This is a genomic window from Shewanella sp. 4_MG-2023, from assembly GCF_030548015.1.
In the GTDB taxonomy this organism is placed as follows: domain Bacteria; phylum Pseudomonadota; class Gammaproteobacteria; order Enterobacterales; family Shewanellaceae; genus Shewanella.
The window spans coordinates 111,680-136,402 of the sequence record NZ_JAUORL010000009.1; the positions used below are offsets into that span (position 1 = coordinate 111,680).

Below are 24,723 nucleotides of genomic sequence, written 5' to 3' on the forward strand. Positions count from 1 at the left end.
CGAATTCGGCTTTCCCTTTATAAAAAGAATAATAGGTTATCAAATGAAATTAAGTAGTAGATATTTGGTTCTTAGTGCTGTGAGTTCAGTATTGGCATTTTCTAGTCATGCTGATTCAGGCAAACCGCTTAACAGCATCAATCCTGGCCAAGAAAAAATAAAACTAGAACGTGCCGGAAAAATGCGTACTGACGGACTGTACTTTGTCCGTTTAAAAGATAGCGCGCTAGCAAGTTACGATGGCTCGGTTACAGGCTATGCCGCAACCAGCATCAAAAGTAATCAAAGTAACAAAACTACAGCGGGCGTATTAAATCTTAAATCTCAAGCCAGTGTGAGCTATAAACGCTACCTTGAGTCAAAGCAGACACAAATTACCCAAAGGTTAAGCGGTAAACTTAACCGTACTTTAAAGCCAACACAACAGTATCAAGTAGTTGCTAATGCATTTGCACTGCAGCTTGATGCCAGTGAAGTTAAAACCATCCAAAAAGATCAAGATGTATACAGTGTTGAACCTGTCGGTATGCATTATATTCAGACTTCTACAGGACCTGAATTTATCGGAGCCAAAAAAGTTTGGCAAGGTGTCAATGATATCCCTGGTACCAAAGGTGAAGGGATTATTGTCGGTATTATGGATACCGGCATTAACGCTACGCATCCCTCATTCAAAAAAGTGGGCGATGATGGCCATGTATTTGTTAATCCAAATGGCGAAAATCAATACTTTGGCGATTGTCAGCAATACCCTGAATTTTGTAACAACAAACTGATTGGTATTGTGAGTTATCCAGAGCTTGTTGATTATCGGGCAAGTGTTGCAGATAACCTAGATGACCCAAGTTATGATGACCTAGCGGATAAAGCTAAAGTGGGTTATGACTTCCACGGACATGGCTCACATGTGGCATCTACGGCAGCAGGTAACGTCGTTAAAAACGTTAATTATTACCTTCAAGTGGAAGAAGAAGATGGCAATATCATTGCCGAAAAAAGTGCCTTTGAGTTTCCTGAGATTAGTGGCGTGGCCCCCCATGCCAATATCGTCTCTTACCAAGTATGTGACGATGTAGGCTCTTGTTACCCTGAATTTACGATTCAAGCTCTTGAGCATGCCATTGAAAATGGCGTGCAAGTACTTAATTATTCAGTTGGCGGCTCTGCAACTGACCCGTGGGATTCAGTAAGCGCTGAGGCATTCCTAAATGCTCGTGAAGCTGGTATTCATGTGGCAACAGCAGCTGGTAACGCAGGACCTACAGCGAGCACAATTGGCTCTCCTGGTAATGCGCCTTGGGTAACAACCGTAGCAGCTTATAGCCATAACCTGAGTTTTGACGAGAAAGGTTTGACTGATTTCACCTCTGTTGGTGGCACTTCTCTGGCTGATTTATCGGGCCGTGGTGTTACCAAAGGCTTTACCGGTAAGGTGGTTCAGGCTAAAGATTATGATGAAGCCAATGCTATGTGTACTGAGCCTTTTGAAGCAGACACATTTACTAGCGATCAAATTGTTGTCTGTGAACGTGGCCTTAACGCTCGTGTACGTAAAGGTATTATTGTCAGAGACGCCGGTGCGGGTGGCATGATTTTGATTAACCTGGAAGGTGGTGCAGATACGGTAAATGATGATAACCACGTACTTCCAGCTATTCATTTAAATGATGTTGACGGCCAATTATTGACTGACTGGTTAGCAACTGGGACTGATCACCAAGCAGCAATAGCTGCCAGTGTAACCAGCACTGATGATAGTTTGGGTGATATTGCCGGCGCATTTACTTCTCGCGGACCAAACCTGCCATATCCGAATATTTTTGCTCCTGATATTGCTGGACCGGGTGTGGATATCTATGCTGCAAATGCAGAGGACAGAGTATTTGAAGGTGAGATTGGCCATATTCCTTATGTGTCATTCTCTGGGACATCCATGGCAAGCCCGCATGTTGCTGGCGCACTTGCCTTGATCAAATCAGCTTATCCTCAATGGACGCCTGCGCAAGCGCAAATGGCTATTATGTCTACAGCTTATCAGGTGACTTACCAAGATGATGACTATGACGGTGTTAAACAGCGCTCTGATTTCTTCACTCAAGGTGCCGGTAGTATCCGTATTAATGATGCCCTAAAAGCGGGTTTATTAATGGATATCACTAAAGAAGAATATCTTGCAGCTAACCCATCGATTGACGGTAACCCAGGTGATTTGAATACAAGCTCGATGGTTAACAATGAGTGTATTTCAAATTGTACTTGGACACGTAAAGTCACAGCGACGAAAAGCAGTAACTGGACAGTGGGTTATGAGTACTTAAATGATGGCTTTACTTTTGAAGTGTCACCTTCATCATTTGCACTTAACGCTGGTGAGTCTCAAGTATTGACGATCAAGGCTATCGCTAATGCAGAGTTAGTTGATGAATGGGTGCATGGCTACATTAATCTAAAGAATTCAGCTGATGACATGAGTGATACTCACTTACAGGCCACTATTGGCTTTAAAGCGGGGCAAATCGTAGATAGCGTTTCAGCTAAGTTAAACAACCTAGATAATACAATCGAGATCAATGACATCGTTACATCTGGTAGTAATGATCTGCAAGTTAACGGCTTTGGTTTATTTAAATCACAAAGCTTTAGCGGCACAGCGATCGGTGCATCTAATGATGTTGAGCGTAACAGCCCTGCATACAATCAAGAGGTGTTATTTACCACAACGACTGTTGTTAAACCCTATACCAAACGTTTAGTGGTTGAAATCACAGATACAACTTCACCTGACATGGACTTATATGTGGGTATTGATGAGAACAATGATGGTAAAGCGGATGCAAGCGAACTGTATTACTCATTAGTGTGTATCAGTGGTGAAATTGACTCTAACGAACAGTGTATTATTCCAACACCTACCACAGGTAATTACTGGATACTTGCGCATAACTATGAAGGCACAGTCGCTGATGAGCCTGATGACGTTACAGTGCGAGTGACTCATGTTAATTATTCTTCTCAAGCCAGTTTCGACATTGATGCGCCAAGTACTGTAGCCCAAGACGAAGAGTTTGATGTCAGCATGACAGTTAATGGCTATCTTGATGACAGTCAAACCTTAACTCCGCTAGAAGAAGGTGAGGTTTACTACGGCTTACTAGAACTGGGGACAACGTCAAATTTAGTGCGTAACATTGGTGGCACACTGATTAAAGTTGAAGGTTTGGCTCCAGTTGAAGTACCTGTTAATACCGCTCCAACAGTGGCTAATCCACTTAGCGATGTTGAAACTGAGCTTACTGACTCAGGCAGTGTTGCATTCAGTGTTGATTTAACAGATGTATTTGCTGATGCCGAAAATGACACTCTGACTTATAGCGTGTCAGGCTTAGATACATTAAGCATTGATGGCATGAGCTTATCTGGCAGCTTGACTGAAGCGGGAACATTTGAAATTAAAGTGACAGCAACGGATGGTGAGTTATCAGCATTTAGCATGTTCACACTCACGGTTGCAGCCGCGCCAGAAGTTATACCTCCGGTAATCGAAGAACCAACTAAAAGCAGTAGCGGTGGTGCTATGGGTATGGGTTGGATGATGTTACTTATCATGGCTTGTATTCGCCAACGTAAACGTGTTCAGAAATAGCTTAAAAACTAACTGTAAACTCGCTGTTAATATCAGCCCGATGAATTATCAAGTCATATAATTAATCGGGTTTGTGGCAGTACTTCTTATTGTTTAATTACCTTTATTAGGCCAACAAGGATGTTGGCCTTTTTTTCCTTCCCGTTATCATTTCAGCTATTGCCTCCCCAACGCATCCAAAGTTCAACTTTTACAAAATGTTAATTATTGGTGTAAATGTGATTTAAATGTTACCGATAACATGGTATAAATCGAGCCATTAATAATATCGTCAGGTGTAAGCAGTATTGCTCGGGATAAAAAATTGCTACTTATATTTAATTATAATTTGCGTCCCATCGCTGAGTAGGGGAAAATATGTCCCCACAATTGCCCGCTAGACCTCATCATCAACAAGCAGGAGAGAGCATGTCATCTCGTAAAGAACTCGCCAACGCAATTCGTGCGTTAAGTATGGATGCCGTTCAAAAAGCAAATTCTGGACACCCAGGTGCACCAATGGGTATGGCAGATATTGCTGAAGTGTTATGGAATGATTTTTTAAAGCATAACCCAACCAATCCTAACTGGGCCGATCGCGACCGTTTCATCTTATCAAATGGTCATGGTTCAATGCTTATCTACTCTTTACTGCATTTATCGGGTTACGAACTTCCGATTGAAGAACTAAAACAGTTCCGTCAGCTGCATTCTAAAACACCGGGTCATCCAGAGTTTGGTTACACACCGGGTGTTGAAACCACAACCGGTCCTTTAGGCGCTGGTATCAGTAACGCTGTCGGTATGGCGATTGCTGAAAAAACCTTAGCAGCACAATTTAACCGTCCAGGTCACGACATTGTTGATCACAACACTTATTGTTTCTTAGGCGATGGCTGTTTAATGGAAGGTATCTCCCATGAAGCATGTTCATTAGCGGGAACGTTAGGTCTTGGTAAGCTAGTTGCATTCTGGGATGACAACGGTATTTCTATCGATGGTCACGTAGAAGGCTGGTTCACTGACGATACCCCTAAGCGTTTTGAGTCATACGGCTGGCATGTTATTGCGGGTGTTGATGGTCACGACAGTGATGCTATTCGCGCAGCAATCGCAGAAGCTAAATCAGTAACAGACAAGCCAACAATGATTTGTTGTAAAACTGTCATTGGTTTTGGTTCGCCAAACAAGTCTGGTAGCCATGATTGTCACGGCGCACCACTGGGTGATGCTGAGATCGCTGCAGCACGTGAATTCCTTGGTTGGCCACATGCGCCATTTGAAATTCCTGCTGATGTTTATCAAGGTTGGGATGCTAAAGAAGTTGGTGTTGCTAATGAAAAAGCATGGGATGACAAATTTGCAGCATATAAAGCAGCAGAGCCAACGCTTGCCGCTGAATTTGAGCGCCGAGTATTAAATGGTGACTTACCTGCAGATTTCGAAGCTAAAGCACAAGCATTTATCCAAGAATCTCAAGATAAAGCTGAAGGCATTGCTAGTCGTAAAGCATCGCAAAATTCAATTGGTTTCTTCGGTGAAATGCTCCCTGAGTTATTAGGTGGTAGTGCTGACTTAGCGGGTTCAAACTTAACCCTTTGGTCTGGTTCAAAAGGTATTCAAGACGATCCTGCTGGTAACTACATTTACTACGGTGTACGTGAATTTGGTATGAGTGGCATCATGAATGGTGCATCATTACATGGCGGCTTTATCAATTATGGTGCAACTTTCATGATGTTCATGGAATATGCACGTAATGCGGTACGTATGTCAGCACTGATGGGCATTCAAAATATCTTTGTTTACACCCATGATTCAATTGGCCAAGGTGAAGATGGTCCTACTCACCAACCTGTTGAGCAATTAGCTAACTTACGCATGACGCCAAACATGACGGTATGGCGTCCATGTGATGCTGCTGAAACAGCAGTATCTTGGAAATCTGCGATTGAAACTCGCAAGTCGCCAACCTCATTAATCTTTAGCCGCCAAGGCCTAAAAGCCCAGGCTCGAACAGCTGAGCAGTTAGCCAATGTTGCTAAAGGTGGTTACGTACTGTCTGATTGTGAAGGTACTGCTGACGTTATCTTGATTGCCACAGGTAGTGAAGTACAACTTGCCATGGACTCTGCTGCTGTATTGACTGAAAAAGGTCAAAAGGTTCGCGTAGTGTCTATGCCATCTACGAATGTATTTGATAAGCAAGATGCTGCGTATAAAGAGTCTGTATTACCTTCATCAGTACTTAAGCGTGTTGCGATTGAAGCAGCTCACGTTGATTTCTGGCATAAGTATGTTGGTTTCAATGGCGCAGTGGTTGGTATGTCGACCTTTGGTGAATCAGCGCCAGGTGGCGACTTACTTAAACACTTCGGCTTTACTGTTGAGAATGTCGTTAATACGGTTAACTCATTAGGTTAATCCCTAAGCGACTCAATTAAAGGGTAAACTTTTAGCCTTTTAATCTGTATAATGGCGGCCTGCAATCACTTGCAGGCCGTTTTTTTTCTAAATTCTGCTGAGTACTGTTAAGAGGAAGCTTAACCCTCAATGATCCGAGTTGCTATCAATGGTTATGGCCGAATAGGCCGTTCAATCTTACGTGCCTTATACGAATCGGGTAAACGTCAACAGATCCAAATTGTTGCCATTAACGAGCTTGCTAAACCTGCTGCTATCAGTCATTTAACCCAATATGACACCACCCATGGCCGCTTTCAAAACAGCGTTAAATTGCATGAAGACCAATTACATATTGGTGATGATGTCATCCAATTATTTCACCAAGCTGACGCCAGTAAATTACCTTGGGCCGAATTAGACATCGATATAGTGTATGAGTGCAGTGGCAGCTTAATTGAAAGGCAAGCCTGTGAAGCCCACATCTATGCAGGGGCCAAACAAGTGTTAATAAGTCACCCATCTTCTGCAGATGTTGATGGCACTATCGTATTTGGGGTTAATGACCACTTACTTCAGCCGCATCATACTGTGGTGTCAAATGCATCTTGCACCACCAATTGCATCGTGCCAATCATCGATGTACTGGATAAGCACTTTGAAGTAAAAAGCGGCGCAATTACAACAATTCATTCAGCGATGAACGATCAGCAAGTGATTGATGCCTACCATGATGATTTACGTAGAACCCGCGCAGCAGGTCAGTCAATTATACCGGTTGATACTAAACTTGCCCGTGGCATCGAGCGGATTTTACCGCACATGAAAGACAAGTTTGAAGCGATCTCAGTGCGTGTTCCAACCATCAATGTGACCGCAATCGACTTATCAGTCACCGTTGATAAACTGGTTGATATTGCCAGTGTAAATCATGTGCTAGAGCATGCCGCCAGCGGCCGTTTTAATGCTATTTTGGGTTATACTGATGAACCATTAGTATCGTGTGATTTTAACCACGATCCCCGTTCCAGTATCGTCGATGGTACCCAAACACGCGTCAGCGCAGGGCATTTAGTGAAGCTATTACTGTGGTGTGACAATGAATGGGGCTTTGCTAATCGAATGCTTGATACCAGTTTAGCGATGATTTGCGCTAAAAATAACGGTAATTAATTTATATTAATTGAGCGCTTTATCTTATGAGGTAAAGCGCTCAATTGTAACAGCAGCTTTGTTTTTAAATTAAAAGGAAATATCTCCATGGCTATTATCAATATGAGTGAGTTGGATTTGACCAATAAGCGTGTGCTTATTCGTGAAGATCTTAACGTGCCAGTCAGTGACGGTGTTGTGACCAGTGATGCACGTTTACGCGCTGCTTTACCGACAATTAAGCTGGCCCTTGAAAAAGGCGCCGCAGTGATGGTGATGTCTCACCTTGGGCGCCCAACAGAAGGCGAATTCAACGCTGAATTTTCTATGCAACCAGTGGTTAACTACTTACAAGCGGCATTAGACTGCCCAGTGACTTTAGCTGCTGATTACCTTGATGGTGTTGCTGCGAACATTGGCGAAGTGGTTGTGTTTGAGAACGTGCGCTTTAATATCGGCGAAAAGAAAAACGATGAAGCATTAGCTAAAAAATTGGCTGCATTATGTGATGTATACGTAATGGACGCCTTCGGCACCGCTCATCGCGCACAAGCATCAACCCATGGCGTTGGTCTACATGCGCCTATTGCTTGTGCTGGCCCGCTACTTGCAGGTGAACTAGCTGCATTAGGTAAAGCACTTGATAATCCAGCTCGTCCAATGGTGGCCATTGTGGGTGGCTCAAAAGTATCAACTAAGCTAACGGTACTTGAAAGCTTATCAACTAAAGTTGATCAGTTAGTTGTAGGCGGTGGTATTGCTAATACTTTCGTTGCGGCAGCAGGCCATCAAGTGGGTAAATCACTCTTTGAAGCTGACTTAGTTGATGAGGCTAAGCGTTTAGTGGCCAATGCACAAAGCCGTGGCGGCGATATCCCTGTCCCTACAGATGTTGTTGTTGCCAGTGAGTTTAGCCCGACTGCAGCGGCAACCTTAAAGTCAGTGGCGGATGTTGCTGACACAGATATGATTTTTGATATCGGCCCCGATAGCGCTGAAGCATTAGCAAAAATCATTGAAGCTGCAGGCACTGTAGTATGGAATGGCCCAGTGGGCGTATTTGAATTTGATCAGTTTGGCGCAGGGACTAAGCGTATCGCTCAAGCGATTGCCGATTCAAGTGCATTTTCAATTGCGGGTGGTGGTGATACTTTAGCGGCAGTGGATAAATACGATATAGCAGACAAAGTCTCTTATATCTCAACAGGTGGCGGCGCGTTCTTGGAATTCCTTGAAGGTAAAGAGTTACCAGCCGTTGCTATGCTCGAACAACGCGGCAAATAATAAGCACTAATAGCTTAAGCGGCGAATTTAATCGCGATTATCAGAGTTATCTCGGCACAACTGAGTCAAGATGAGTCGTGGTTTATCGCGAATAACGAGTAAAAATTGTAGTACGAAACCGATAATAATTAGAAAAAAACCGCTCTTATACTTGCTAGTTTACTGTTTGAGTGCTTGCTGACATAAGTTAACAAGCACTTTTACATCGGATATTAGCAAGATGTAAGGGTATAAAAATCAATCCAAGCGATAGCGACCTAGGTGAGTAATCACCCTATTTTTGGAGTAAAAAATGGCCTTAATATCTCTACGACAAATGCTAGATCATGCTGCAGAACACGGTTACGGTGTTCCAGCATTTAACGTAAATAACTTAGAACAAATGCGTGCAATTATGCAAGCAGCTGAAGCGACTGACAGCCCTGTTATCGTGCAAGCATCAGCGGGTGCGCGTAAATATGCTCGTCCACAGTTCCTTAAGTATTTGATGGCTGCCGCACTTGAGCAGTATCCAGATATTCCAGTATGTATTCACCAAGACCATGGTACTGATCCTGATATTTGTCAGCGTTCAATCCAATTAGGTATGTCATCTGTGATGATGGACGGTTCTTTGATGGCTGACGGTAAAACGCCAGCGTCATACGAATACAATGTTGATGTAACTCGTCGCACTGTTGCTTTCGCACATGCTTGTGGTGTATCTGTTGAAGGTGAAATCGGTTGCTTAGGCAGTTTAGAAACTGGCGAAGCAGGCGAAGAAGATGGTATCGGTGCTGCTGGTATCTTAACGATGGAGCAAATGCTAACAACCCCTGAAGAAGCGGCGCGTTTTGTATCTGACACTCATGTAGATGCTTTAGCTATTGCGATTGGTACTAGCCATGGTGCTTATAAGTTCAGCCAACGTCCAACGGGTGATGTGCTGCGTATTGACCGTATTAAAGAGATCCACGCCCGTATTCCTAACACGCACTTAGTCATGCATGGTTCGTCTTCAGTACCACAAGAGTGGCTGCAGATCATTAACCAGTACGGCGGTGAAATCCCAGAAACTTACGGCGTGCCTTTAGAGGAAATCGTTGAAGGGATTAAGCATGGTGTGCGTAAAGTGAATATCGATACCGATTTACGTTTAGCATCAACAGGTGCTGTACGTAAATTCTTAGCTGAAAACCCAGCTGAATTTGATCCACGTAAATTCTTAAAAGCGTCAATGGAAGCAATGGCTGACATTTGTACCACACGTTATGAAGCGTTTGGCTGTGCTGGCATGGGTTCTAAAATTAAGCCTAAGTCACTACAAGCAATGTACAAAGCGTATCAATCTGGTGAGTTAGATCCGCAAATTAACTAACTTACTCAATAGTGCATACAAGATGTTCAATGGTTTTTTACTGCTGCTTTTTGTGTAACTAATTGATTAATAATAGTACTAAAAACCCAACCTTTCGCGTTGGGTTTTTTTATGGCTTTTTTTCTAAAACCACTTGTATCCCTTAGGTAAATAGCGCAATATCGCCGCCCTTAAAAACGGACTTAATTTCATATTGACAATAAGCTGGGCGAAATCTCATAAATTATTGTTAAGCTTTAGAAGGAACTGACTAACCTTTAACCTATATTGAATATGACGTATGCACGCTAAACCCAATGCCCAGTTATCGCTTTTCTCCCTCACTTGGCCATTATTTTTTGACTTTGCGTTGCACTTTTTGACCGCAGCTTTAAATACATTAATGATTAGCCGAGTTTCTTATCAAGGGGTTGCCGCACTGTCAGTGGGCAACATGGTATTTGAGCTATCGATTACGCTTTTTAGCTTCGTCAGTATTGGCGCCAGTGTGGTGATCACTCAATATCTTGGAGCCAATAATAAGGCAACGGCTAGCGACGTTGTTTACTCGTCGATAGGGTTTAATTTATTAGTGGGTGTGGTTGCGGCATTAGGGGTATTTAGTGGTGCAGGATTAATTCTACATCTAATGAATTTACCTGCTGAGCTGATCCCAGATGGTAAACTTTACCTGCAAATTGTCGGTATTTGTTTAATACCTGAGGCGATGGCAATGTGTCTTGCTGCAGGGATGCGAGCCCATGGCTTTACCCAACAAGCCATGTGGGTCACTTTACTGATGAATGTGATTACCTTTTGCGGCAACTTGCTGTTACTTTACGGCTGGTTTGGTTTGCCGCAAATGGGCGTTGCAGGTGTGGCTATTAGCACGGTTGTAGGGCGCTTAGTTGGCATGACATTAATGGCTTACTTATTTGTTAAGTACACCAAAATCCAACTTAAACTGCTTGAAATTATCAAACCTAAAAAGCAGCTTCTTAATAAAGTTTTTCATATCGGACTGCCTGCAGCGGGAGAAAATATTTCTTGGATGCTGCAATTTATGGTGGTGACCGCCTTTGTGGGATTAATGGGCGATAAAGCCCTCGCAGCACAAGCTTTGTACTTCCAAATTTGTATGTTTATCTTGTTATTCGGCTTATCTATTGGCATTGGTAATGAGATTATTATTGGTCATATGATAGGCGCCAAACAATATCAAGCTGCTGAAGCACAAATGTATAAAGCACTCAAGATAGGGCTAATCGTCACCACTATAGTGGCGGCATTAGCTGCTGCTTTTGGCGAGCATTTAGTGGCCTTTTTTACCAAGGACCAAGATATCCTTACTATGGTTGGTCAGCTATTTATTCTAACTCTATTAATGGAACCTGGTCGGACATTTAATCTGGTCGTCATTAATGCCTTAAGAGCCAGTGGCGACGCTCGTTTCCCATTTTTTATCGGCCTTTTATCTATGTGGTGTATTGCTGTGCCTGGGGCATACTTTTTAGGAGTACATTTAGATTTAGGCTTAGTAGGCATTTGGTGCGCTTTGGCTGTGGACGAGTGGGTTAGGGGCTTATTGATGTTATGGCGCTGGCGCAGTGGGCGTTGGCAGCAAAAGTGCCTAGTGATGGCTTAGTGATAATTTGGCAGCGCTAAGCTGATGCAGCACAAGAGATTATAGAAAATGGTTTTTAGGGTTTTGTATTAATCGCTTTAATAGGTGAGTAGTTTTTTCATTTTCGCTATCAAAGTGTTAGAATTCGGTTCGATTTTTGGGGTGAGTTTGAAACTATTGTAATTAAAGGACTTGATGACATGAAAAAATTGCTACTTGCTGCAGCTGTAACTTTAGCTATGCCGTTTGCTGCCCATGCTGGTGCAGACTTTGTTGAAGGTGATAAAACCTTCGCTGGTGAGGCTGAATTAGGCGCAACACTAACAACGGGTAATACCGATACTTCTTCAGTTAAAGCGCGTTTAGGTTTGAAACAAGAATTAGGCAATTGGGAGAATGCATACCTGCTAGAAGGTTTGTATAAAGAAGATTCTGGTGAAAATACTGCTAAACGTTACTATGCCGGTGTTCAAGGCAACTATCAGTTCGACGAAAAAAGCTATATGTATATCACCGCAAACTATGAAGCCGATCCTTTTACTGGTTTTGATTACAAAATGATTGCTTCAGCGGGTTATGGTTACAAGTTTATTGATAATGAAAGAGCTTTTTTGAGTGCAGAAATCGGTCCAGGTTATATCTATAAGCAATTAGATGATGAGCAATCATTGGCATTAGGTTATGACACTGAGGACAGTGTTGTTGCTCATGGTATGATGAACTTTACCTATAAAATTACCGATAGCTCAACTTTTAGCCAACTGTTTGTTGCCGATTACGGTGACAACTTAGAAGGCCGCTCTGAAACTGCGCTAACGGCTAATATCATTGGTGCATTGGCAATGAAGTTTGCTGTTATTGTGCGTTATAACGATGCACCACTTGAAGATAAAAAGAGTACTGATACTGAAACCAATATGACTTTGTTGTATGCATTCTAATTAGTTTTTGGGGCAAGCGCCCTTAAAAAAATCGTCATATCAGAAACCGAGCTATGCTCGGTTTTTTTTTGCTTAATAATACAGCTTTATTGATACAAAATTAGCGCAAAAAAAAGCTCGCCAACTATTGAAAATGATTTTTATGTTCGCTAGGGGTGGTGGGTGGTGTTACTAAGTATCGGTTAATGTTGATCTGTGTTGGTTTCGGTGTGATTTTGATGCAACTTGGTTAACAGTTGTATGCTTTTGCGGGCCGTTGGAGTTGATTTATGTCGAAATTTCGCGGCGTAGTTCACGAATTTTAATCTTGTCTGACTATCAGTTGTGTGGATCACAAATAACTATTTACTGCTCCGCTATAATCTAATGATATATAGAGCAATATGAGATGGACTAGGCATGCAAATTGGGTGTTGTTGGTTTGATGATAAGCAAAAAGTGCTTAGCAACCAATCCAAAGCTACCACATGGCAGCTCAATAATAACGAATTCTGGGTGTTGAGCTTATTAGCAAAACATCGCGGACAAGTTGTGCCTATCGAAAGCCTCTCTTTCCCCACTGATGGCCAGCATCAGCAGCAAATTTCAGAAGAAGATTTACAACAAATAATTGTGTTGTTTCAGGATTATTTAGGCGCTTCTCATAGCAGGCTAATAGAGTTAATCCCCAATCAGGGTGTCATTCTTTATACTAAAGTCGTTTCTGGTAAGAATAGCCTATTTGATTCACCTAATAAGGTGATTTCTTATGGTCAGTATATTGTGATTATTTTGCTAACGTTAATAGCACTATTTTTTGTTCATTCACACCTTAATAATCAAGAATCGGTGAAGCCGGATGCTAGCCGAGAGTTTTTAACTCAACAAGGCAATGTTTCTAACCTGTATTTATATGCCTCTAAAGCCAGTGAAATCGATTTAGATTTAAGCAGTATTGCAGACCGTATCTCTAATCAGTTAAGAAATTGCCCCATCATGCCTTGGGATGCTATTTCCGCCACTTTGGCTGAAGATAATAAAGCCGTCAGCATCGTAATGAAAAAACGCCTACCCGATCGCTGGCGTTTTTATAATATCAAGGTTTTGAGGGATCAAGCTCAGCATAGCTTTGTAACGCCTGCGTGGCTAAAAAAGGTAAATATTTGTGGTTAAAGCAGTAACAGATTTTTTGTTAACTAGAATTGGTCGTGTTGTTTTTACTGTCTGTTTCATCGTAGTCTCTTGTATTTCGGTGTTAATGTTAGAGCAGTTTGCTGATACAAGAGATATATGGGCCTTTGATTGCCAGAGTGATTTATATGAATTTAGCGCTGACAAAGAGCATACAATCGAGCTTGATCATGGACCACTATTTTTAGCATTAACAGTTAAAAATAAGCAAATTCAGTTGAATTATTACAATGCCAAAGGTTCAAAAAACCATGAATATGCAACATTCGATGGCGATTTGACTGAACTAGAGGTTGGTGACATGACCTATAAATTAGATTTAGTGTTAACCGATGCTCAGTTTAACCAAAATAATTCCTATTTGAGAAAGTACCTCGCCAAAGAGCTTAAAACCACAGCGGCTCAGTTGCAAACTCAAACACAGCTGCATATAGCTGTTCAAGTCTTAGAAATGGATATTGATAATAAATATATCTTAATGAAATTTAAGCCTTACAATATGCTTTGGGCATGCCGTTTACATGAATAATGGTATAGTTTTAGTTATTTACGCCTCCTTTATCTGCTGAAATTCGTTATAGTTAAGGCAAGGCAAACTCTGAGATAAAATACTTCCATAGTGGCTAAAGTCAAAGTAAAGAAAGAAGAATCATTATCGATTAAATTCAGCCATCAAATGGAGGCTGGGCAGCAGCGCAGCTTTGATTTATATTTTTACTTACCCACAGAAATGGGGGTTGGCGAAAAAACCCTAGACGAAGAAGAGTATTACCACAGCGCAATGCTTGGGCGGCGGTCTTATTACTCTCAAGGGTTACACCTACCATTAGTACAAAACCGTTTTGCCAGTATTAATAAACGCACTAAAGAAGAGTTCCGTTTATACCTCAACTTATTTGCCTATCAATTTGCCGTAGCCATTGAGACTGATGCAAAAGAATTGCGTCTTATCACTGACCCTGACGACTTTTATCCCGCATTAACTGAATTAGGTGAGTCGGTCACTCAGTTACTTAAAAAGTTTCGCCGTAACGAGCCCAGCGATGAAAAGCTCAAATCCTACTTCAATAATGCTGACAATTACCTGTCCTGGTTTTGTGAACAACAACTGTTAAAAACCTTAGCTTATCGGCCGCGTAGTGCTGAATATAGTGATGTTAAAGATCAACTGGTGGCGTTATGCCGCGCTGAGCATCATTACCGTGAAGAGGAAAGAAAGTATAACTCATCCGGCACCAAGCAAGATGCTAATCGTATTTCAAATAAGATGCTGTTATTAAGGCGCTTAATACAACAAGGTGTGGTATTAAAGGAGGAGCTAAAACCTTTAGGCATAGGCTTGAAAAAGTTCGTGACGGGATTAGCTACGGGGTTAGTGATGATGGTGGTATCAGCACTGATCATTAAGGCCCAAGGGGTGTTTAGCGGCTTAACCATGAGTTTGGTGGTTACCTTAGCGGTGATATACGGTTTTCGTGAAATTTTTAAAGAAGATGTACGGGTTGCGATGTGGCGTTATATTCAGCGAGGACGTCCACGCTGGAGTCAGATTTTAAGGGATACCACCACCCAAGCCGTGATTGCTAAGCAGTTCGTATGGCTGGATTTTATCCGCACCCAGGATATTCCCGCTGCAGTCGCTGAGATAATGAAACAGCGGCATAGGCAAAATAAAGTCGATGCCGTGGTGCTGCATTACCGTATTGCTTCAAAGGTGACCAACAAAGAATTTGAAGCTGGCTACTCCAAAATCCAAGAGCAAGTAAACTTTAGCTTGGTGCCATTTGCCCGTCACTTAGAGCGTGGTAAGGCAAAAATCTATAGTGAACAAGATGGCAAAGTCAGTAACGAATCAGTAGAAAGGCGCTATCAAGTCAACCTTGTTGCAGTGCTAAAAGATGGCAAAGGCCCACTTGAATATGCCCGTTACAAAGTTATTATGAGCCGCTCTAGTATCATTGAAATTACTCAAAGCAAACTGCCAGGTGGGCTGTTAGAAATTGGCGAATAAGTTGCTTATTCGCCAATTAGACTTTAGCTGTAGTGATGATATAAGGCTGGCTATGATTAGCGAGCCTTACGGGTAAAGGCTTGGCAAATATTTTGGTTACCGGTTTGCTTTGCACGCCTTAATGCTACCTCTGCATTACTGAGATAATGTTCAAAAGACTGCTGCTCTAGATACCCAGAAATACCGATATTAATCCCTTCATTTAATTCATTTTGCTCCAATCTATCCATAATGCTCATGGCGTATTTGTGTGCTTGAACGGAATCACTTAGTGGCAGCAATATCACCAAAGAGCCTAGACGCCAATGGGCGATTTGAAAGCCTGTGGGTAAATCGATGAGTAACTGCATTTCAATGTCTTTTTGGCGTTGCTCTAAATGGTCTATATCACTGATGTGACTTATGAGCCCCTCAGGGTTAATGTCCATGATCAATAAGCAGGTTTGTTCACGGCTAGACTCTGTTAGGGTATTAAAATGTAGTTCTAATTCTGAAAGCTGCAATACCATTGAACTCAGTGGCGTTTGTTGATTAGGTAATTGTTTTAGCGCTGTTTGCGGCAATAGATTTTCAAAAGTACAGATAAAATACTCGTGTTCACCGTCGACAGAATGCTCCGAGCGAATATTGGCTTTTAAGCTAGTGGCAAAAGGGGTTTCACTGCTGGCGATTACTTGGCCCTTCCATTTCCCTTGCAAGCTGATGCGGCTATTGATATCGGCCCATTGTTTGGTGATGTCTTTACCTAACAGGCTTAAGATATTGACATTGCTGTCAGCAGCGAGGGCCATTAAGTTTTTAAATTTAAGGTTATATTTGAGTAATTGACCGCTGGAATCCGTTAATGCCGTGGCTACAGCGCTCTCAGATAATAACTGGTAACGGTATGCTTGATGCTTTGCTTGGGTAAGTTCGGTGATGTTTTCAAAGGTCACCAGCCAGTATTGCTCACTGTGTTTATTTTTATAGCTGGGCTGACAACATAGTGAAATAGTGCAGTTGTCATTATTTAAATTGACCACCTGCTTCCAAGTGACATTGTCACGCATGGCTTCAGTGAGCTGTTTATATTGCTCATCTTCTAATGACAATACGCGCTGTAAACTGCGCTCAAACAGTGATTCAATACTGGTTGATAGGGTATTAGCTGCTTGTAAATTGGCTTTGATGATGCGACCGCTAGTATTCACTATTAAGCAATTTTGATTACTGTTAAATAATACGCTGGCTAAATTAATACTATTGCTATTGGCGGTGCTTTCTAAATAGAAGCGATGCTTTAACACCAATAAACTGGAGGCTAACGCGGTAATGATCAAAGAGAAGCAAATTAACATATAGCGCCAGTGATCAAACTTTGCAGCGATATCCTCATGGCGAATATAAGACAGTAGATAGTATTCTCTTACCTCTGCATCTTGAGGTGCTACTTCAACCTTTAAAAACACAAAAGTGCCACTGTCAGTATGAAATTGACCAAAATGGGTGTTGGCCATGTGTTGCCATAATTCTGGGTATGACTGAATAATACTGCTGCCCAATGTATTAGGTAGTCTTTTCATGGGAAACTGCTGATTACCGCCCGCATAGAGCACGCCTTTAGAGCCAATAAGCAGTAATGGCGAGTTATGGTTAAAAAATGCCGGTTTGATGGATTCGAGTATTTCAGAAACCGAGTTGTAGGTCACTAAGTAACCGCGAATACTTTGGTCGTTATTTTCAATCCATGCCAACTGGTAAACATAAGGGGTTAACTTGCCATTTATTGGCACAAATTGAATATTGGAGTAGTAGGTGTCATTGCCTCCCATTGTATTGGAAGCTTCTAGAATAAATTCAGGGATAGTGACGTTACTAAAAGCATCTGTTGAGCTTATGCGTGGATTACCTTGGGGATCAAACAGGGTTAAACCTAATAACTCAGGAATATTGTTAAGCAATATGTCCCAGTTTTCTTCTAGCTTATGACGTTGCGCCTCAGATGGATTGGCTAAATATTGTTTCACAAGCTCTGCTTTCGCGAAAGCTTGGGTGCGAAATTGAAGGAAGTTAATTTTATCCGATGCGAGGGTGCCTACTGTTTGTATTTCACTATAACGCTTATCTGCCCAATCTTCTTGTAGGCGCCTTTCGCCTAACTTAAGCAGTAGCACAGTCAAAATGACAATACTTAACAGCATAACCAATAATTGACTAGACAGCGCTAATACATGTTGTCGCGCCCATTGAATATCTTGGGTGGAGATTAAAACAGACTTTGAGACGTTTTTATTAGTATATCTCTTAAACATTCACTTACTTATTTTTAACAGTCCCGGTAAGTGAATGTTAGCACGAATGCCCCATAAGGTTGACCTTAGAGACTGAGTTTTTCAGTAATTTTTTGTTCAAAGGTAAAAGTTACCATAAGGGCAAGTGGAGCCAATAATAAAGCTTAATCCAGAAGCCTCTTGGTTTAGTTAGCCAACAATATCCAGTTGACGACATTTAAAGGTTGCGCCTCGTTGCTCAACTAATATTTTACAACGGGCAATATCAACCCCTTCAAGGCCATTGATTGCCGACACATGTACATCACTTATAAAAGTGGGCGCCATTTCGATAAAGCTGAGTACAGCAGCAAATGCGTGTTTCAATTTGGGCTGACAATGCTGAATATACAGGGCTTCAGTATCGGCATTGAGCGATATTGACAAGCTATCAATACAAGATGCTAACTCAGGTAATATATTGCGCCGATGGAAAAGGTTAGCTAAGCCATCGGTATTTAAACGCACTTTCGCACCTGATTTTTTAAGCTGCGTAGCGACCACTAATAAGGTCTCAAGGTTTAAGGTTGGCTCGCCATAACCGCAAAAAACATACTCATCAAAGTCAGCAGCATTGCCTAATAAAGGAATAATATCGTCAGGCTTCACTTGCCTATCAAGAGATAATTCATATTGATGAACTTGTTTTGAGTCATTATGTTTGGGGCAAAACTGGCATCTTAAGGTGCAGCGACCAGTAATATTAAGGTAGCGACTGCCGCGAATATCATAGACTAAGGTGTTGGCTGCGGTATCATTTGTCGCCGTTGCTGTGGTATTCGTTTTTGACATTGTGGTTTCAGGCTTCATCTGAATATCATTATTGCAGTGTGATTAAATGATATTAACCTAAGCCAATATTGATATCTGTTTGTGAGTTCGCATTATTGGCTAAAGCACCAATTTCATGAGCTTTAGGCATAAAAAAGGGAGCTAAGCTCCCTTGTTAATGTACTTGGACTAGGCGCTAATAATAAGCTTCATCGTCTTCTTTTTTCGGCTGCCACCACCAGTTAAATATCCGCCGCGTTAACTGCTTCACATCATCTAAAATGATGTACAGTACAGGCACTAAAATCAGCGTTACTACAGTGGAAAACAAAATACCAAAGGCTAATGATGTTGCCATCGGAATGACGATTTTAGCTTGCAGGCTTTTTTCTAACAAAATAGGTACTAAGCCAACAAAGGTCGTCATTGAGGTTAAGATTATTGCTCTGAAGCGATAACAGCCCGAGTCGATGGCTGACTCCATTAACGAGAAGCCTTTGCGGCGGGCGCGGTTAACAAAGTCCACCAAAATCAGTGAGTCATTGACCACAACCCCAGCCAAGGCAACAATGCCACAAAGGCTTAATACACTCATGGATATCCCAAGAATGAAGTGACCCACCAAAGCGCCAATCATGCCAAATGGGATCACCGACATAATGATTAATGGCTGGCTATATGACTTTAATGGAATCGCCATCAAAGCATATATGGTAAACATGGCAAAAAAGAACCCTTGCAAAAGGCCCAGCATGGCATCTTGTTCATCTTGACTGCCACCATCTAATGCGGCGTTGACCTCTTTGTAGCGCTCAGTCAATTGCGGTATAAATTCTTCTTGGATTTCACCAACCACTTTTGATGGCTCAACGGTGTTTTTGTTCACATTAGCGCTAATGGTAATCGCTCGGCGACCATCAACACGAGTAATTGATGCAAAGGATTCACCTAGCTCAATATCTGCCACCGTTGAAAAAGGCACAGCAACACCTTGTGGGGTGCGAATTAACATGTTTTCAAGGTGACCAATGGTGCGGCGCTGCTCTAATGGGTAGCGCACCATCACTTTGATCTCTTCTTTGTTACGAAGAATTCGCTGGGCTTCATAACCATAAAAGCCATAACGCACCTGACGGGCTAGATCTGACAGGGTTAACCCTAGTGCTTCGGCTTCTGGGCGAATGTTGAGTCTGATCTCTTGGCTACCAGATGAAAAGTTATCCGAGATATCGAACACACCTTCATAGGTGGCAAGTTTGGCTTTTAACTCTTTTGAGGCTTGGGCTAGTTGCTCTAAGTTACTTGAGGTTAATCTAAACGAAATATCGCCGCCGGCATCATTGGTACTGGCAGAAATATTAAGCTTTTTCACTGATAATAATTCAGGTAGCTGTTTACGCCACTCTTCAGCTATTGTGACACCGTCAATTTCACGATCTTCACCTTTTGACAGCTCAGCAAAGATAAACCCAGAGCTACTGGAATTTATCGCGATAAAGCTGTGCTTTAACACGTCAGAGCCAGTCTCTTCGACAAACTTTTCATTCATGGCGTACAGCGCTTCTTCAACTTGCTGTACCACATATAAGGTATTGAGCTCGGAGCTGCCTTCTTCCATCTCAAGGTTGACTTGAATAAAGTCCGACGGAATATCAGGGAAAAATACCCAACGAACTTTGCCACTGGCAACCAGTGCGATAGATAAAATCAGTACCCCGACAAACACCGCCACAACGTTGTAGCGATTTTTAATACAAGTACCTAAAAAGTTGCGATAATTGTTGTGAATAAAGTATTGCAGCTTCTCATTAATCCACAGTTTAAATTTTGAGAATATGTTAGTTGGCGGGCGCTTTTTCTTCACTTTCATATGAGCTAAATGCGCCGGTAAAATCAATTTTGATTCGATAAGTGAAAACGCTAACGCTAGGATCACCACCATACCGATGGACTTCCAAATTATCCCCATAGGTCCTGACACCATGATCATCGGTATAAAGGCGGCAATTGTGGTGAGTACGCCGAAGGTTGCGGGCATGGCGACCTTTTGCACCCCTTTAATGACATTCTCTAAGGAGTGACCGTTGTTTTCTACTTCTGTGTAGGCACTTTCGCCGATGACAATGGCGTCATCCACCACGATCCCCAACACCAGAATAAAGGCGAATAGGGTTAACATGTTGATTGACATGTTAAAGGGCTCTAATGGCATCAATAATAAAGTGCCAAGAAAACACACGGGTAAGCCGACCATAACCCAAAATGCCAGTTTCAAGTCGAGAAACAAGGCTAAGATCATAAACACCAATAATGCACCATAAAACATGTTTGATAACATCATGTTTAAGCGACCTTCAAGGTAATGGGTTAAATCTCCCCAGGTATCTAGCTCGACATTGGCGGGTAGGGTGGTTTTCTTATCGGCGATATAGCTTTTAACTTGCTCTGAAATCGTCAGCGCGTTTTGATCGTCAATGCTGGTGATTTCAATAATCGCGGCAGGTTTACCATTAAAGCGGGTGTATTCAATGCGCTCTTCGAAACCATCTTTAATGGTGGCAACATCGGGTAGCATGATACGGCTGCCATCTGGGCGGGTGGAAACCACAATGTTGGCAAAGTCGGCTCCAGTATAGGCCTGGCCTTTAGTGCGCAGCAAGATATCACCATCTTGGGCTCTAATTGAGCCACCGGGTAAATCTATCGAAGAGTTTTGTACCGCTTGTGCGACTTGAGTGAAGGTTATTTCATATTCACGCAGCTTATCTTCTGATAACTCAATGCCTATTTCATAATCTAGCACGCCATTAACTTGGGCACGTGTGACAGCAGGTAAATCGGTAATATCATCACGGATGCTTTTAGCCATTTCTTTCATCTCATGGAGACTTAAGTCGCCATAGACAGAGACCCAGATGACATTGTTTTCAGGTTTTATTTGGAAAATATTCGGCTTTTCTATGTTGTCAGGAAAGGTTGAAATCGCATCGATACGCAGCTTAGCCTCATCTAAAACTTGCTGAACATCATAACCGTCTTCAACCTCAATGGTGACTGTTCCTACGCTATCACTGGCAACTGAGGTGACCTTGGTAATACCATTAATATCTTGAATGGCCTCTTCGATTTTAATATTAATCCCTTCCTCAATCTCTTGAGGTGCAGCGCCAGGGTAGGCTACTGAGATCGTCAGCAAATTAAGTTCAAAGCTAGGGAAAACTTCCTTATTAATTAATTTGGCGCTGAATAAACCACCAATGAGCAGGGCTGCCATAAGTAAGTTAGCGGCAACACTATTGCGAGCAAACCAAGCAATAATGCCTTTGTTGTAATCGATATCGTTATCGGAGGCTGAGTTTGAATTAGTGTTATCCATTACAGATCACCTGCTATGGTTATTTCATCACTGTTTTCTGCTGGCGCTTCTAGTTCCTCATCTGGCGCGTCAGCTTCTTCACCTAACAATTTCACTTTCTGGCCTGAGGTCATATTATTGATATCGGTGATCGATACGCGCTCACCACTTTTCAGGCTACCCTTAATATAGACATGTTCAATATCGGTGCGCACGATATTAACTGGGCGTATTTCAATGGTATTGTCGTCTTTAACAATGGCAACTTGATTGTCTCTTACCACATAGCGGGGTAGCTTCACTATGCCATCGACAGTGCGACCAGTGATAACGGCAGTCACAAAGCTGCCATATTTAAGTGGGAGTTCATTTTCGCCGCGCTGCTGTCTTAGGTAAGGATCTTTAACTTCTGCGACTAAGTAAACCATACGGTTTTGCTCATCAATGACGTTTTCACTGCGGACAATATTACCTTGCCAAGTAAATGAATTACCCGCCAAAGAAGCGCTTAAAGTGACTGAGGTATCAGGGTTATCCACCGACTCTAAGTAAGCTAAATCATTGTTGCTTAACGGTAAGCGAACTTCAGCAATGCTGATATCGTATAGCTCACCTAAATTTGTCCCTAAAGAGACATATTGGCCTAAATCGACGTTACGCGCTTTAATGAGGCCATCAAATGGGGCTCTTATCACTGTGCGCTCTAAATTTCGCTGAGCACGGGCAAGTGCGGCTTTAGCGTATTTGACATTGGCTTGTTCTTTTTTCAGTTGCGGTATACGCAGGCCTAACTCTGGCGGTAGGCCATCATCAAAATCTTTAAATTCAATTTTAGCGACTTCACCACGGGCGACTTCTTCATTAAGCGCTGCATAGGCTTGGGCAAGGCTAGCTTCTGCTTGGATAAAATCAGCTTCATAATCTGAAGGTTCAATTTGTGCTAAAGCTTGACCTTGTTTGACTATACCGCCGGCGACAAAACTTGGATCTAGGCTAACTAAACGGCCTTGTACTTCGGTGACTAACTGGGTTTTGTATTTAGGGCTGACAACACCATACGAAGGCAGATTTAACGAGACTGTTTGTAGCTCGACGTCAATGACATCAACAATAGCAATTTTAGCTTGTTCTTGTTTTTGCTCAGGAGCTTCTTTGGTACTTAGCAGCACAAAAGCTAAGCCTGCGAAAATGATCAGGATAAATAAAGGCGATAGGATTCTTAAGATTCGTTTCATTGGTAACTGTATCCATACAAAATATTACATCAGAGAGTAACTCTATTTTTTTTATGACTTTTAGAGTCTTATACCCGCTAAATTAGCAGAGTTCGTCAGCGAGCTAAAGCGATAGATGTAAATTAAATGTTTCATAAGATTTTTTCACCTTTATTTAGGGTTTTACACTATAAAACTGATTTTTAGATAAAAAAAAGCCCTGATGCATTATATTGATTCAGGGCTTAAACAGTTTTTTAATCGCGAGAGAAAGGCTTACTTTTTCTTTTTCGCTTTTGCTTTTTTAGATTTTTTCTTCGCAGCGATTTTCACTTTGTCTTTTTTCTTGCCAGGCACTTTCGCTTCTTTGTGCGTTGGTCGTAAACCGTCGATGTAACGACGTTTTAGTGGCTGCTCAATATAGCGCTCAATTTTATTAACGATGCGCATATCATGGGCTTCAATTAATGAAATTGCCGTGCCTTTCGCGCCTGCGCGTGCAGTACGTCCAATACGGTGAACATAGGCGTCGGCTGAGCGAGGCATATCAAAGTTAATCACGTGGGTGATACCTTCAATATCAATACCACGGGCTGCAACATCGGTTGCCAGCAAGATATTGACTTCGCCTTTACTGAATTTACTTAAGGCTTGGAAGCGCTTTTTCTGCTCCATATCACCACGTAAGAAAGCGCAAGGAATTCCGGCTTTAAGCAGCTGGCCTTCAAGGCTTGCTACAATTTCACGGGTTTTTACGAATACGATAGTGCGCTTAACTGACTCTTGCTGAAGAATGTTGCATAGCAAGGCAAATTTATGGGCTTGATTATCGGCAAGGTGAGCCCATTGGTGAATTTTGGCTTTTTCACTGCGAGGTGAGTCAACGTCAATCGTGACCGGGTCATTCAATAGCACTTGCGCGAAGCGCGATACACCGCTGCCTTCAAGGGTGGCAGAAAATAACATATTCTGCTTACGGCCTTGGGCCTCAATGGCGATAGTTTCTACCACTGACGAGAATCCCATATCTAACATACGGTCAGCTTCATCAATGATCAGGATTTCAACTTCTGTTGCTTCAAACTGGCCTTTATCAAGATATTCAACTAGGCGACCGGGAGTGGCAATCAATAAATCGACATTGTCTTCAAGTTGTTCTTCTTGGGGGCCGTATGGCACACCACCGGTGATAATACCAATATCGAGATCTAAATCGGTGGCAAGGTGGCAAGCGTAACGATGAATTTGGCTAGCAAGCTCACGTGTTGGGGTTAGGACTAACACACGGGCTTGACCATTGAATCGTCTTGGGAAATCAATCAAGTGTTGTAATGCCGGCAGCAAAAAGCTGGCCGTTTTACCGGTACCTGTTGGCGCTTTAGCTAAAATATCCCGTTGTTCCATCGCCATTGGCAATGTTTGTTGTTGAACTGTGGTCGGGCTCAAATGTCCCATGGCCTTTAATGAATCTAAAAGCATTGGATCTAGGTCAAAATCTTCAAATAGCATGCGCTGTAGGTCTCACTGATTG

The 24,723-nt window shown here is 42.2% G+C and carries 15 protein-coding genes; 10 read left to right on the top strand and 5 right to left on the bottom strand.

The features are described from left to right. The first annotated feature begins 43 nt into the window (after window positions 1-43). The 10 genes from Q4546_RS07155 (at window position 44) to Q4546_RS07200 (ending at window position 15,543) form a co-directional block, all read left to right on the top strand. Window positions 44-3,643 (top strand): S8 family serine peptidase, encoded by a 3,600-nt coding sequence (locus Q4546_RS07155; RefSeq protein WP_303445983.1) that lies wholly within the window; start codon window positions 44-46, stop codon window positions 3,641-3,643. 408 nt (window positions 3,644-4,051) lie between these two features. Continuing rightward, a complete protein-coding gene (gene tkt, locus Q4546_RS07160) occupies window positions 4,052-6,046 on the top strand; it encodes a transketolase (RefSeq protein ID WP_102439703.1) in 1,995 nt (664 codons plus the stop codon). Window positions 6,047-6,175: 129 nt separating this feature from the next. After that, window positions 6,176-7,198 carry an erythrose-4-phosphate dehydrogenase gene (gene epd / locus Q4546_RS07165; RefSeq protein ID WP_102439702.1) on the top strand — a complete coding sequence of 341 codons (1,023 nt, stop codon included), beginning with the start codon at window positions 6,176-6,178 and terminating at the stop codon, window positions 7,196-7,198. An 87-nt stretch (window positions 7,199-7,285) separates the two neighbouring features. Then, the gene (locus Q4546_RS07170; protein ID WP_102476933.1) at window positions 7,286-8,461 is read left to right on the top strand and encodes a phosphoglycerate kinase; all 1,176 of its coding nucleotides are present in this window, start codon (window positions 7,286-7,288) and stop codon (window positions 8,459-8,461) included. 292 nt (window positions 8,462-8,753) lie between these two features. Then, the gene (gene fba / locus Q4546_RS07175) at window positions 8,754-9,818 is read left to right on the top strand and encodes a class II fructose-bisphosphate aldolase (protein WP_102476934.1); all 1,065 of its coding nucleotides are present in this window, start codon (window positions 8,754-8,756) and stop codon (window positions 9,816-9,818) included. 280 nt (window positions 9,819-10,098) lie between these two features. After that, entirely contained in the window at window positions 10,099-11,442 is a 1,344-nt protein-coding gene (locus Q4546_RS07180; protein WP_102531937.1) for an MATE family efflux transporter, read from the top strand. A 179-nt stretch (window positions 11,443-11,621) separates the two neighbouring features. Further along, on the top strand, window positions 11,622-12,362 hold the full coding sequence (locus Q4546_RS07185) for a DUF481 domain-containing protein (protein ID WP_102439698.1): 741 nt from the start codon (window positions 11,622-11,624) through the stop codon (window positions 12,360-12,362). A 399-nt stretch (window positions 12,363-12,761) separates the two neighbouring features. Further along, window positions 12,762-13,514: a hypothetical protein gene (locus Q4546_RS07190; RefSeq protein WP_102439697.1), complete on the top strand. Its 753-nt coding sequence runs from the start codon at window positions 12,762-12,764 to the stop codon at window positions 13,512-13,514. 16 nt (window positions 13,515-13,530) lie between these two features. Then, on the top strand, window positions 13,531-14,061 hold the full coding sequence (locus tag Q4546_RS07195; protein WP_133126407.1) for a hypothetical protein: 531 nt from the start codon (window positions 13,531-13,533) through the stop codon (window positions 14,059-14,061). Window positions 14,062-14,151: 90 nt separating this feature from the next. Beyond that, window positions 14,152-15,543, top strand: a complete 1,392-nt coding sequence (locus Q4546_RS07200; protein ID WP_102439695.1) for a hypothetical protein — start codon at window positions 14,152-14,154, stop codon at window positions 15,541-15,543. A 56-nt stretch (window positions 15,544-15,599) separates the two neighbouring features. Here the strand turns inward: Q4546_RS07200 and Q4546_RS07205 are convergent, their stop codons facing one another. From Q4546_RS07205 to srmB, 5 genes are all read right to left on the bottom strand, one after another. Beyond that, on the bottom strand, window positions 15,600-17,834 hold the full coding sequence (locus Q4546_RS07205) for a PAS domain-containing protein (RefSeq protein ID WP_102439694.1): 2,235 nt from the start codon (window positions 17,832-17,834) through the stop codon (window positions 15,600-15,602). A 168-nt stretch (window positions 17,835-18,002) separates the two neighbouring features. Beyond that, the gene (locus Q4546_RS07210; protein ID WP_303412065.1) at window positions 18,003-18,662 is read right to left on the bottom strand and encodes a TatD family nuclease-associated radical SAM protein; all 660 of its coding nucleotides are present in this window, start codon (window positions 18,660-18,662) and stop codon (window positions 18,003-18,005) included. A gap of 157 nt (window positions 18,663-18,819) precedes the next feature. Next, the gene (locus tag Q4546_RS07215; protein ID WP_102439725.1) at window positions 18,820-21,960 is read right to left on the bottom strand and encodes an efflux RND transporter permease subunit; all 3,141 of its coding nucleotides are present in this window, start codon (window positions 21,958-21,960) and stop codon (window positions 18,820-18,822) included. A 38-nt stretch (window positions 21,961-21,998) separates the two neighbouring features. Further along, window positions 21,999-23,213, bottom strand: a complete 1,215-nt coding sequence (locus Q4546_RS07220) for an efflux RND transporter periplasmic adaptor subunit (protein WP_102439693.1) — start codon at window positions 23,211-23,213, stop codon at window positions 21,999-22,001. Between the two features lie 255 nt (window positions 23,214-23,468). Beyond that, window positions 23,469-24,701, bottom strand: a complete 1,233-nt coding sequence (gene srmB / locus Q4546_RS07225; protein WP_102476937.1) for an ATP-dependent RNA helicase SrmB — start codon at window positions 24,699-24,701, stop codon at window positions 23,469-23,471. Window positions 24,702-24,723: the final 22 nt, after the last annotated feature.

Bases quoted from the DNA above. Each gene is read 5' to 3' on its own strand.
- Q4546_RS07170 (WP_102476933.1), top strand. From the start codon at position 7,286: ATGGCTATTATCAATATGAGTGAGTTGGATTTGACCAATAAGCGTGTG.
- epd (WP_102439702.1), top strand. From the start codon at position 6,176: ATGATCCGAGTTGCTATCAATGGTTATGGCCGAATAGGCCGTTCAATC.
- Q4546_RS07190 (WP_102439697.1), top strand. From the start codon at position 12,762: ATGCAAATTGGGTGTTGTTGGTTTGATGATAAGCAAAAAGTGCTTAGC.
- srmB (WP_102476937.1), bottom strand. From the start codon at position 24,701: ATGCTATTTGAAGATTTTGACCTAGATCCAATGCTTTTAGATTCATTA.
- Q4546_RS07180 (WP_102531937.1), top strand. From the start codon at position 10,099: ATGCACGCTAAACCCAATGCCCAGTTATCGCTTTTCTCCCTCACTTGG.
- Q4546_RS07205 (WP_102439694.1), bottom strand. From the start codon at position 17,834: ATGTTTAAGAGATATACTAATAAAAACGTCTCAAAGTCTGTTTTAATC.
- Q4546_RS07210 (WP_303412065.1), bottom strand. From the start codon at position 18,662: ATGAAGCCTGAAACCACAATGTCAAAAACGAATACCACAGCAACGGCG.
- fba (WP_102476934.1), top strand. From the start codon at position 8,754: ATGGCCTTAATATCTCTACGACAAATGCTAGATCATGCTGCAGAACAC.
- Q4546_RS07155 (WP_303445983.1), top strand. From the start codon at position 44: ATGAAATTAAGTAGTAGATATTTGGTTCTTAGTGCTGTGAGTTCAGTA.
- Q4546_RS07185 (WP_102439698.1), top strand. From the start codon at position 11,622: ATGAAAAAATTGCTACTTGCTGCAGCTGTAACTTTAGCTATGCCGTTT.
- Q4546_RS07220 (WP_102439693.1), bottom strand. From the start codon at position 23,213: ATGAAACGAATCTTAAGAATCCTATCGCCTTTATTTATCCTGATCATT.
- tkt (WP_102439703.1), top strand. From the start codon at position 4,052: ATGTCATCTCGTAAAGAACTCGCCAACGCAATTCGTGCGTTAAGTATG.